Source organism: Streptomyces lycii (genome assembly GCF_009735685.1).
In the GTDB taxonomy this organism is placed as follows: Bacteria; Actinomycetota; Actinomycetes; order Streptomycetales; family Streptomycetaceae; genus Streptomyces; species Streptomyces lycii.
The window spans coordinates 23,945-35,477 of record NZ_WHPN01000324.1 but is presented as its reverse complement, the minus strand read 5'-3'; the positions used below and the strand labels follow the sequence as shown (position 1 = coordinate 35,477).

Here is an 11,533-nt window from a genome sequence, read left to right as displayed (position 1 = left end):
CGCCCCCGCGCGGCTGTGGTGGGGCGGTGGGGCCGGTTCGGGATACGGCCCCGGTGGGTCAGCCCTTGTACTCGCCGGTCGCGACCGGCTCGTGGGCGCCGTCCTTGACCTCGTAGAGGGAGAGCTGCTTGTTGGTGGTGTCGCCGTACTCGTCGAACGCGACCTTGCCGCTGACGCCTTCGAAGCTGACGTCCTGGAGGGCCTTGACGACCGCGGCGCGGGCTTCCTTCATGTCCTCGGGAAGCTTGCCGTCGTTGTCCTCGACGACGGCCTTGACGGCCTGGATGACGGCCCAGGCGCTGTCGTAGGAGTAGCCGCCGTAGGCCTCGTAGGGGGTGTCGTATCCGGCCGCCTCGTAGTCCTTCATGAACTGCTTGGCGGTGTCGAGGGTTTCCAGGGGCGCGCCGACTGAGCTGGCGAAGTCGCCTTCGGAGTTGTCCTTGGCGAGCTTGATGTACTCGCCGCTGTAGAGGGCGTCGCCGCCGACGACGGGAATCTTGGCGCCGGCCTTCTTGATCTGGTCGGAGAGCGGGGCGCCGGCCGGGTATTCGCCGCCGTAGTAGACGAATTCGGCGTCGCTGTTGCTGACCTTGGTGGCGATCGCGGAGAAGTCGGTGTCGTCGGGGTTGACGTGGTCGGTGCCGACGATTTCGCCGCCGAGCTTTTCGAAGGCTTCCTTGAAGGTGCCCGCGAGGCCCGCTCCGTAGGTCTTCTTGTCGTCGATGACGAAGACCTTCTTGAGCTTCTTCTCCTCGTACATGTACTGCGCGGCGTACGGGCCCTGGATGGCGTCCGTGGTCGAGGTGCGGAAGTACGTGTCGAAGGGGCGCTTGAGGTCGCCGGTGCGCCAGTCCTTGCCCTGGGTGAGTTCGGGGGCGGTGTTGGCGGGGGAGACGAGGGCCATGCCGGCGTTGTCGAACGCCTTCTGCATGGGCGGGGCGACGTTGGAGTTCAGCGGGCCGATGCCGGCGATCGCGTCGTCGTTGTCGATGATCTTGTTGGCGTTCTGCTGGCCGGTGCCGGGCTGGGAGACGTCGTCGAGGGCCACCATCTTGAAGGTGACGCCTTCGACTTCCTTGTTCTTGTTGGCCGTCTTCATGGCCAGTTCGGCGGAGTTCTTGATGCCCTGGCCCAGCGCGGAGAGTTTGCCGGTGAGCGGGGCGTCCACGCCGATCACGACAGTGGTGTTGCCGTCGCCGCCGCCATTTCCGCTGTCGTCGCGCGATCCGCAGGCGGAGAGTGTGAGTGCCCCCGCGGTGACCGCGGTGGTGAGAACGAGCAAGGAACGGTGACGCACGATCTGTCCTTTCCCCTGGCGCGGCCTTCTCGCTTGAGTGGCCGTGTCGCGCGCCGGGCCGTACGGGGTGGTACTGGGTGACGTGCGGTGTTCACGCCCGGCGGCGCGGTAACTGGCGGTGAATATATGGCGATGAGCTGCGCCCGGGCAGAGGGGCAGACGATGATGTGACTGTCTTGTTATGACAGGTACCCCTGGGGGCGGGAATGCGGGGGCCGTCGTGACGGCGGGCGGGCGGCCGGCCGGGCAGCGGACGCGGCGGCGCGCGCAAACGCGCAGTTCCGCCCCGGGGCGGGCGGAGGGCCGGGCGGAGCGGGTTCGGATAGCGGACCCGGCACGGGTGCGGATCCAGGGCCGGGCGGTGCGCGGTGGTCACCCCGGGGTACGGCACGGCCCGTTTGTCACGCAGTGTTACGGCAGGGAAAACGATTCCGGCGTCCCGGGCGGAAAGGGGCGAACCGGGGCGAGGTGCGGCCCGGGACGCTCGGCGAATCGCTCCGCGGGTCAGCTCGCGGGGGCGTCCTTCAGCATGCAGGTCAGCCGGGCGGTGCACACCCGCCGCTCCTGCTCGTCGGTGATCACGATCTCGTACGTGGCGGTGGAGCGGCCCCGGTGGACGGGGGTGGCGGTGCCCTTGACGAGCCCCGAGCGGACACCGCGGTGGTGCGTGCAGTTGAGGTCCACACCGACGGCCAGCTTCCCCGGACCGCCGTGCAGCATGGCGCCGACCGAGCCGAGGGTCTCCGCGAGCACGGCGGAGGCACCGCCGTGCAGCAGTCCGTACGGCTGCGTGTTGCCCTCGACGGGGAGGGTGCCGACGACGCGTTCGGCGGAGGCCTCGATCATCTCCAGGCCCATCCGGGCGCCGAGGTGCCCGGCGGAGAACAGGGTGTCCAGGTCGATGCCGAGCCCGGCGTACAGGTCCAGGGTTTCCTGGGAGAACGTGGTGCTGTGCTGCTCACCCATGGGGCGCGGCTCCTGTCGGTTCGGTGGAACGTGATCAGCTCGATGTCGCTGTAGTGTGCACCGTTCATCGCCCGCGCGCAGTGCCGGGGGTCACGCGCGGCGGGCGCGGGCCCGTGGATCCGGCGCCGACGGCCGGGCCCGCGGCGGCAGGCCACGCGCGGGCGCGGGAGAGACGCCGCACCGTGCCGAGGCCGACATCCCTCAGGCGGCAGGCCACGCGGGCGCGGGAGGGACCGCGCTGCGCAGGGAGACAGACAGAGACGGGGAGAGCGGGCGGAGCACGGGCCGGCCCGCCGCGCGAGGCAGGGCAGCTCACGCGCGGGTTGGGCAGCTCACGCGCGGGCGCGGAAAGGCTCCCGCCGCGGGGGTCACCGCCCGTCGCGGCCGGAGGTGCCCCGCGCGGCCGGAGTGCCCCGCGCGGCCGGAGTGCCCCGCGCGGCGGAGGGGCCGCGGTGCGGCGGAGGTGCCCCGCGGTGCGGGGCGGTCGGTCAGGCGCCGGCGGGTTCGAGCCGCACGACCACGGACTTGCTGGCCGGGGTGTTGCTGGTGTCGGCGGTCGAGTCGAGCGGGACCAGGACGTTCGTCTCCGGGTAGTAGGCGGCGGCGCAGCCCCGGGCGGTGGGGTAGTGCACGACGCGGAAACCGGGGGCCCGCCGCTCGGTGCCGTCCCGCCATTCGCTCACCAGATCGGTGTAGGAGCCGTCGGGCAGGCCGAGCGCGGTGGCGTCGTCCGGGTGGACGAGGACGACGCGGCGGCCGCCCTTGATGCCGCGGTAGCGGTCGTCGAGGCCGTAGACCGTGGTGTTGTACTGGTCGTGCGAGCGCAGCGTCTGGAGCAGCAGCCGGCCCTCCGGCACCTCGGGATGCTCGACGGGGGCGGCGGTGAAGTTGGCCTTGCCGGTGGCGGTGGGGAAGCTGCGGCTGTCGCGGGGCGCGTGCGGCAGGGTGAAGCCGCCGGGGCGCGCGACCTTGGCCTCGAAGTCCTCGAATCCGGGCACGACCCGGGAGACGCGCTCCCGGATCAGGCGGTAGTCCCGCTCGAACTCCTCCCAGGGGGTGCGGCTCGCCGTGCCGAGGACGCGGCGCGCGAGACGGCAGACGATGGCGGTCTCCGAGAGCAGATGCGGGCTCGCGGGCTCCAGCCGTCCGCGGGAGGCGTGCACCATGCCCATCGAGTCCTCGACGGTGACGAACTGGTCCCCGGCGGCCTGGGTGTCCCGCTCGGTGCGGCCGAGCGTGGGGAGGATCAGGGCGCGGGCCCCGGTGACCACATGGGAGCGGTTGAGCTTGGTGGAGACGTGCACGGTCAGCCGGGCGCGGCGCACGGCGGCCTCGGTGACCGCGGTGTCGGGCGAGGCGGAGACGAAGTTGCCGCCCATGGCGAAGAAGACCTTGGCCCCGCCGTCGCGCAGGGCGCGGATGGACCGTACGACGTCCAGGCCGTGATGGCGCGGGGGCGCGAAGCCGAACTCGCGCTCCAGGGCGTCGAGGAAGGCGGGGGCGGGACGCTCGAAGATGCCCATGGTGCGGTCGCCCTGCACGTTGCTGTGCCCGCGGACCGGGCAGACACCGGCGCCGGGGCGGCCGATGTTGCCGCGCAGCAGCAGGAAGTTGACGACTTCGCGGATGGTGGGCACGGAGTGCTTGTGCTGGGTGAGGCCCATGGCCCAGCAGACCACGACGCGGCGGGAGCCGAGGACCATGCGCAGCGCCGCCTCGATCTCGGAGCGCCGCAGGCCGGTGGCGCGCAGCGTCTCGTCCCAGTCGGTGGCCCGGGCGGCTGCGGCGTACTCCTCGAAGCCGTGGGTGTGCCGGTCGATGAACTCCCGGTCGACGGCGTCCTCGTCCGTCGCGCCCGCTTCCAGGATCAGCCTGCCCAGGGCGCGGAACAGGGCCTGGTCCCCGCCGAGCCGGATCTGCAGGAAGAGGTCGGTGAGGGCGGTGCCCCGGCCGGCGAGGCCGCGCGGCGTCTGCGGGTTCTTGAACCGCTCCAGGCCGGCCTCGGGCAGCGGGTTGACGGTGATGATGCGGGCGCCGCCGGCCTTGGCCCGCTCCAGCGCGGACAGCATCCGGGGATGGTTGGTGCCCGGGTTCTGACCGGCGACGATGATCAGATCCGCCCGGTGCAGGTCCTCCAGCAGCACGCTGCCCTTGCCGACGCCGAGGGTCTCGGTGAGGGCCGAGCCGGACGACTCGTGGCACATGTTGGAACAATCGGGGAGGTTGTTGGTGCCGAACTCGCGGGCGAACAGCTGGTAGAGGAAGGCGGCCTCGTTGCTGGTGCGCCCGGAGGTGTAGAAGACGGCCTCGTCCGGGGACTCCAGGGCGCGCAGCTCGTCGGCGACGATGTCGAAGGCCCGCTCCCAGGACACCGGCTCGTACCTGTCGGCGCCCTCCGCGAGATACATCGGCCGGGTGAGGCGGCCCTGCTGGCCGAGCCAGTAGCCGCTGCGCTCCGCCAGGTCCGCGACGGGGTGGGCGGCGAAGAACTCGTCGGTGACGCGGCGGAGCGTGGCCTCCTCGGCGACGGCCTTGGCGCCGTTCTCGCAGAACTCGGCGGTGTGCCGCTCGTCGCCCTCGGGCCAGGCGCAGCCGGGGCAGTCGAAGCCCTCTTTCTGGTTGACCCGGAGCAGGGTGAGGGCGGTGCGGCGGACGCCCATCTGCCGGGTCGCCATGCGCAGGCTGTGGCCGACGGCGGAGAGACCGGCGGCGGCGTGCGGCGGAGGGGTGACCTCCGGCGCGTCCTGGACCGGGTCGCTTGCGGGCGGCTTGCCAGCCATGGCGCTCTCCCTCGGGTGGTGCGTACTGCCTGGCGGGATCATCGCACGGGGCACGGACAACGGGGGAGGGGCCGTGCGGCCCGCAGGGTGCGGGGCGAGGGGTGAGGGGTGCGGGGGGCCGGGGCTGCGGGGTGTGCGGGTGCGGGACGGGAGAGCCCGCCGGGGGTGTACGGGAGCACGCGGCCCGCCGGATGCGGCGGCGCGGCCCGCCGGGCGGCGGCGCGGGGCGCGGCGGTGCCGGCGGCGGATCGCGTGTCGTCCGGGAGTGTCAGTGGGGCGTGGCAGGATCGTGGGCGTGGCAGAGACAGCAGCATCGAAGAAGACCGCAGCGACCGCGACCGCCGGGAAGCAGGGGAGCGGGGGTGACGCCTCCCGTCCCCGGCTGATGCTCATGGACGGGCATTCCCTGGCGTACCGGGCGTTCTTCGCGCTGCCCGCCGAGAATTTCACCACCAGCTCCGGCCAGCCGACGAACGCCGTCTACGGCTTCGCCTCAATGCTGGCGAACACCCTGCGTGACGAGCAGCCGACGCATTTCGCCGTCGCCTTCGACGTCTCGCGGAAGACCTGGCGCTCCGAGGAGTTCCCGGAGTACAAGGCGAACCGCTCCAAGACCCCGGACGAGTTCAAGGGCCAGGTCGAGCTGATCGGCGAGCTGCTCGACACCATGAAGGTCACGCGCTTCGCGGTGGACGGCTTCGAGGCGGACGACGTCATCGCCACGCTCGCCACGCAGGCGGAGGCGGCGGGGTACGAGGTGCTGATCGTCACCGGCGACCGGGACTCGTTCCAGCTCGTCAGCGATCATGTGACGGTGCTCTACCCCACGAAGGGCGTCTCGGAGCTGACCCGCTTCACCCCCGCCAAGGTGCAGGAGAAGTACGGCCTGACCCCGGCGCAGTATCCGGACTTCGCGGCGCTGCGCGGGGACCCGTCGGACAATCTGCCGGGCATCCCCGGTGTCGGCGAGAAGACGGCCGCGAAGTGGATCAACCAGTTCGGTTCGTTCGAGGAGCTGGCGGCGCGGGCCGACGAGGTCAAGGGCAAGGCGGGGCAGAATCTCCGCGACCACCTGGAGTCCGTCAAGCTCAACCACCGGCTGACCGGGATGATAAAGGACGTCGAGCTGCCGACGGGCCCGGAGGGCCTGACCCGTCTGCCGTACGACCGCACGGCCATGGCCGTGCTGCTGGACGCCCTGGAGATCCGCAATCCGAGCCTGCGGGAGCGGCTGCTGGCCGTCGACCCGGGCGCGGAGGAGGAGGCCCCGGCCGCTCCCGCAGCGGGGGTGGAGGTGGACGGCACGGTCCTCGGCGCGGGACAGCTCGCGCCCTGGCTCGAGCGGCACGGCGGAGCGCCGCTCGGTGTCGCCTCGGTCGCCGGATGGGCGCTCGGCAGCGGCAGCGTCAGCGAGATCGCGCTGGCCGAGGCATCCGGCCCCGCCGCCTGGTTCGACCCCACGGAGCTGGACGAGGCCGACGAGCGGGCCTTCGCCGGGTGGATCGCGGACCCGGACCGGCCCAAGGTCATGCACAAGGCGAAGGAGTCCATGCGGGTCTTCGCCGAGCACGGCTGGACCGTCGCCGGCGTCACCATGGACACCGCCCTGGCCGCCTATCTGGTGAAGCCCGGCCGCCGCACCTTCGACCTGGACGCCCTGTCCCTGGAGTACCTCGGCCGCGAGCTGGCCCCGGCGGCCTCCGACAGCGGCCAGCTGGCCCTCGGCGCCGACGAGGAGGCCGAGCGGGACGCCCTGATGACGCAGGCCCGGACGATCCTCGACCTCGGCGAGACGCTGGACGGGCGGCTGGAGGACGTCGGCGCGGCCGGGCTGCTCCGCGACATGGAGCTGCCGGTCTCGGCCCTGCTGGCCCGCATGGAGCGGCACGGCATCGCCGCCGACCGCGGCTGGCTGGACCGGATGGAGCAGCAGTTCGCGGGCGCCGTGCAGCAGGCCGTGAAGGAGGCGCACGACGCGGTGGGCCACGAGTTCAACCTCGGCTCGCCCAAGCAGCTCCAGGAGGTCTTCTTCGGCGAACTCGGCCTGCCCAAGACCAAGAAGACCAAGACCGGCTACACCACCGACGCCGACGCCCTCGCCTGGCTCGCCGAGCAGACCGACCACGAACTGCCCGTGATCATGCTCCGGCATCGCGAGCAGGCCCGGCTGCGGTCCACCGTCGAGGGACTCGTCAAGACCATCGCCCCCGACGGCCGCATCCACACCAGCTTCAACCAGACGGTCGCCGCCACCGGCCGGCTCTCCTCCACCGACCCGAACCTGCAGAACATCCCGGTGCGCACCGACGAGGGCCGCGCCATCCGCCGCGGCTTCGTCGTCGGCGAGGGATTCGAGTCGCTCCTCACGGCCGACTACAGCCAGATCGAGCTGCGGGTGATGGCTCATCTCTCCGAGGACGAGGGGCTGATCGAGGCGTTCACCTCCGGGGAGGACCTGCACGACACGGTCGCCTCCCAGGTCTTCGGCGTCCCGAAGGCCCAGGTGGACCCGGAGATGCGCCGCAAGATCAAGGCCATGTCCTACGGCCTCGCCTACGGACTGTCCGCCTTCGGCCTCTCCCAGCAGCTGAACATCGAGGCGGCCGAGTCCCGCCGGCTGATGGACACCTACTTCGAGCGGTTCGGCGGGGTCCGCGACTATCTGCACCGAGTCGTCGAGGAGGCCCGGGCCACCGGCTACACCGAGACCATCCTCGGCCGCCGCCGCTATCTGCCGGACCTCAACAGCGACAACCGCCAGCGCCGCGAGGCCGCCGAGCGGATGGCGCTCAACGCGCCGATCCAGGGCACCGCCGCCGACATCGTGAAGATCGCAATGCTGCGGGTCGGCGAAGCCCTGGAGAAGGAGAAGCTGACCTCCCGGATGCTGCTCCAGGTGCACGACGAGATCGTGCTGGAGGTCGCGCCCGGCGAGCGGGCGCCGGTGGAGGAGCTGGTCCGCCGGGAGATGGCGGGCGCGGCGCAGTTGCGCGCCCCGCTGGACGTCTCGATCGGCTTCGGCAAGGACTGGGAGTCGGCCGCGCACTGACGTCCGGCCGTCGGCCCGGGCGTGCGGCCGGGACCTGCGGCCCGGGGCGGGCGCAGGCCCGGGGCGGTCGGGCGCCGGACGGGTGAGCCGGGTCCGGTCCCGGCCGGTGAGGCGGGTCCGGCGTCGGCCGGATCCCCGTCAGACGGCGGCCCGGCCGTCCCGTCGGTGCTCCTCCGTCGGCGTCGCTCCGGGGGCTCCGGCCGGCCGAGCCCCCGGGCCGCCGGAGCCGCCGGGGCCGTCCGTGGCTCCCGCTGCTCCGGCGCTGCCGGCGTGGTCAGGGTGCGCGGCACCGTCGTGGCCGGTCGAACGGGCCGCCCGCAGACGGAGCCACAGCGCGTACAGCCCCAGCCCAGTCGCCAGCCCGACCCCCGCCCCGAACATCGCGGGTGGCGTGTAGTTGACGAAATTGACGCGCCACCCGGTGGCCTCGTGGAGCCGGACACAGCGGTGCACGGCCCCGGCGGCGGCGCACATCCCGAGCAGCGCCCAGGCGGCCGTCCGGCCGCGGGGCGTCAGCCACGACACCGGGCGGGGCACGGCCGAGACGCCCGGCATCCGCCGCACGGCGGTGAACAGAAAGTGCGCGATCAGCAGCAACGCCAGCGCCGATCCGCCGTACTGGGCGTAGTAGTAGAGCGGGAAGCCCGCCACGAACTCGGTGAGCACGGGCAGCAGCCGCGTCCCCCAGCGGTCCAGATGTGTGAACGCGTCCCACAGGACGTGGGTCGTCGCCCCGATCGCCGCCGACACCCAGAACCACAGCACCAGCCCGGCCACCGGCCGCCCCCGCAGGCTCCCGCCGCGCAGCAACTCGTAGCACCGCGACCGCCGTTCCGCCCCCGGCACCAGTGCGATCAGCGGATCCCGCAGCAGCAGCCAGCAGCCCACGAGAGCGGCCGTGACGAGGACGTCCACGGTCAGCACCCCGTACGGGGAGTGGGTGACCGAGCCGAAGGCCATCGCGCCGGGCAGCACGGAGTCGGCGTAGTACGTCGCGTCGGGCGAGAACGATCCGGCGACCAGCGCCGACGGGACGAGACTGCCGCGGCCCCGCCCGTCCCGCCGGACAGCGGGCAGCACGGCGGCCGCGTGGCTCAGTGTGAACGGCATGATCCCCCGGTCCGGCTGCGGTCGACGCGGACCAGTATGCCGCTCCGTGCCGGGGACTCCCCGCCCCTCGGGCGCGGGGCGGGGAGTCCCCCGGCACGGAGCGGGACGCAGCGCGGCGGGGCGGCTGCCGGGCCGGTCCGTGGCAGACGAGTGGCAGACGAGTGGCAGGGCAGTGGCCGGCCCCGTGGCAGGTCAGCGGCAGATCCGCGGTGGTGGCGCAGGCGATGCGCAACCGGGTCCGCGCCCGGCCCGAGCCGGTCGGCGGCGGGTCGGCGGCGGGTTTGCAGCCGGTCCGCTGCCGGTTCGTGGCGGTCCGTGGCGCCCGTCCGTACCGGGGCCGTACTCGGTCGGCGGTGGGTCGGCGGCTGGTCCGCTGCCGGTTCGTGGCGGTCCGTGCCGCCCGTCCGTACGGGGGCCGTACTCGGTCGGCGACCGGTCCCGCGACTGCTCCGCGGCCGGTTGGCGGTCGCCCCGCGGCGCCGGTCCGCAGTCGTTCCGCCCCGCCGTGCGGTACGGCTGCCGCCGGGGCTCCCGCGGAAGCCCCGGCCCGGTGCCGTTTCCGGCCGCTCCGTAACAGAGCCGTGTGAATGCGGCCGAAAGCGGGGGCTGTCCGGTGACTGGAGGCCAGAAGTTGTCGTAGTGTCGCCGCAGTTGTCGCGCGGGCGACCGGGCGGCAGCGCACGGCGCGCGCGGACGATGTCAGGTGAGCGGCGGACCTCGCTCCTGGTCCAAGGGAGGAACGGACGTATGGCAGCGCAATTCGGCCGGAGGCTGCGACGGGGAGCCGCCACGACGGCTGTCGCGGCGGTCGCCATGGCGGCACTCACCGCCTCCCAGGCGCCGGATCTGCTGGTCGACGACCGGGGCCGGGCTGCCGGTTCGCCGTCCGACGACCATCCGATCGACGGAGGTTCGCCCTACCACACGGACCTGCCACCGCTGCAGACCCCGGGGGACCCGGACGCCTCCATAGACCTGCCCGGGCTCGGCGGTGATGTCGAATCTGGCATTCCGGCCACGGTCCTGGCCGCGTACAAGAAGGCGGAAGCCGCGCTCGCCGACAGCGACCCGGGCTGCAACCTGCCCTGGGAACTGCTCGCCGCGATCGGGAAGGTGGAGTCCGGACAGGCGCGCGGTGGAGCCGTCGACGCCGAGGGCACCACGCTCAAGCCGATCCTCGGCCCGCAGCTCAACGGCAACGGCTTCGCCAGCATCCGCGACACCGACGGCGGCCTGTACGACAACGACACCGCCTACGACCGTGCCGTCGGGCCGATGCAGTTCATCCCCTCCACCTGGGCACGGTGGGGCGCCGACGGCAACAACGACGGCGCGAAGGACCCGAACAACATCTACGACGCCGCGCTCGGAGCGGGCCGCTATCTGTGCGCGGGCGGCCGGGACCTGTCGAAGAAGGCGGACCTCGACGAGGCGATCCTCGGCTACAACCACTCGAGGGAGTATCTGAACACCGTTCTGTCCTGGCTGGAGTTCTACCGCAAGGGCACGCACGAGGTGCCCGACGGCACGGGCGTCCTGCCGAACACCCCGGGCGCGGGGGGCGACCCGTCGGGCGGCGGTGGCGAAAAGGGAAGCTCCGGCAAGGGCGGCTCCGGTCCGAAGGGCAAGGGCAAGGGGCCACAGGATGTGATCATGGACCCGGAGGGCCCGACGGCCAGCATCGGGGGCCAGATCGAGCCGACGTCCGGTTCCTCGTCCGGCCCCGGCAAGCCCCGGCCCACGAAGACCGGCGACAGGCCCACGGACGAGCCCACCGGCGGCGAGTCCGAGCCCGGCGACCCGTCGCCGACCGGGAGCGAGTGCCCGAGCGGATCGGCCTCCCCGAGCGAGAGCGCCGACGACAGCGCGTCGCCCACCCCCTCTCCCAGCGAATCCTCGGGCAGCCCCGACGACGGCGAGCCGACCGAGAGCCCCTGTGGCGAGGACGAGGACGGCGCGGGTGAGGACGGCGGTGCCGAGGCGGAGGAGCCGCAGCCCGAGCCGACCAGCAGCGGCACGGCGATCGGCGCCGCGGCGGCCCGGCTGACCTGACACCGGCTGACACCGGCTGACCTGGCACCGGCTGACCTGACACCGGCTGACACCGGCTGACCTGGCACCGGCTGTCACCGGCCGGCCTGTCACCGCGTCGACCCGCCCGGCGGTCCGCCTGTCCACCGGGTACGCCCATTGGGTCGTTCCACCGCGTCCGCTCACCGGTCGTTGCACCGTGTCCGTCCGTCCGGCGCCTCCGTCCGTCCGGCGCCTCCGTGCGCCTCCCGCGCCGGACGGACGCGTGAGGCCGGGGGCAGCCGCTCCGGCCGGCCGCCC

At 73.0% G+C, this 11,533-nt stretch carries 6 protein-coding genes; 2 read left to right on the top strand and 4 right to left on the bottom strand.

Features of this window, described 5'->3' with window-relative positions; genetic code table 11:
• Positions 1–58: 58 nt before the first annotated feature.
• The 3 genes from GCU69_RS20260 to GCU69_RS20250 all read right to left on the bottom strand — a co-directional run bounded on the left by GCU69_RS20260 (position 59) and on the right by GCU69_RS20250 (position 5,043).
• Positions 59–1,297, bottom strand: coding sequence for a branched-chain amino acid ABC transporter substrate-binding protein (locus GCU69_RS20260; RefSeq protein WP_098751398.1), 1,239 nt, complete (start codon positions 1,295–1,297; stop codon positions 59–61).
• Positions 1,298–1,801: 504 nt separating this feature from the next.
• A complete protein-coding gene (locus GCU69_RS20255; RefSeq protein WP_098751397.1) occupies positions 1,802–2,263 on the bottom strand; it encodes a PaaI family thioesterase in 462 nt (153 codons plus the stop codon).
• Positions 2,264–2,751: 488 nt separating this feature from the next.
• Positions 2,752–5,043, bottom strand: a complete 2,292-nt coding sequence (locus GCU69_RS20250) for an FdhF/YdeP family oxidoreductase (RefSeq protein WP_156206810.1) — start codon at positions 5,041–5,043, stop codon at positions 2,752–2,754.
• A gap of 295 nt (positions 5,044–5,338) precedes the next feature.
• On the opposite strand from GCU69_RS20250, the gene polA reads away from it, so the two are divergent.
• Positions 5,339–8,092 (top strand): DNA polymerase I, encoded by a 2,754-nt coding sequence (gene polA, locus GCU69_RS20245; protein ID WP_408055825.1) that lies wholly within the window; start codon positions 5,339–5,341, stop codon positions 8,090–8,092.
• Between the two features lie 138 nt (positions 8,093–8,230).
• Here the strand turns inward: polA and GCU69_RS20240 are convergent, their stop codons facing one another.
• Complete coding sequence (locus tag GCU69_RS20240) at positions 8,231–9,202, bottom strand: DUF4184 family protein (protein WP_098751394.1); 972 nt, start codon at positions 9,200–9,202, stop codon at positions 8,231–8,233.
• Between the two features lie 747 nt (positions 9,203–9,949).
• Between GCU69_RS20240 and GCU69_RS20235 the strand changes: the two genes are divergently transcribed.
• On the top strand, positions 9,950–11,254 hold the full coding sequence (locus GCU69_RS20235; RefSeq protein WP_098751393.1) for a lytic transglycosylase domain-containing protein: 1,305 nt from the start codon (positions 9,950–9,952) through the stop codon (positions 11,252–11,254).
• Positions 11,255–11,533: the final 279 nt, after the last annotated feature.

Bases quoted from the DNA above. Each gene is read 5' to 3' on its own strand.
- GCU69_RS20235 (WP_098751393.1), top strand. From the start codon at position 9,950: ATGGCAGCGCAATTCGGCCGGAGGCTGCGACGGGGAGCCGCCACGACG.
- GCU69_RS20240 (WP_098751394.1), bottom strand. From the start codon at position 9,202: ATGCCGTTCACACTGAGCCACGCGGCCGCCGTGCTGCCCGCTGTCCGG.
- GCU69_RS20255 (WP_098751397.1), bottom strand. From the start codon at position 2,263: ATGGGTGAGCAGCACAGCACCACGTTCTCCCAGGAAACCCTGGACCTG.
- GCU69_RS20250 (WP_156206810.1), bottom strand. From the start codon at position 5,043: ATGGCTGGCAAGCCGCCCGCAAGCGACCCGGTCCAGGACGCGCCGGAG.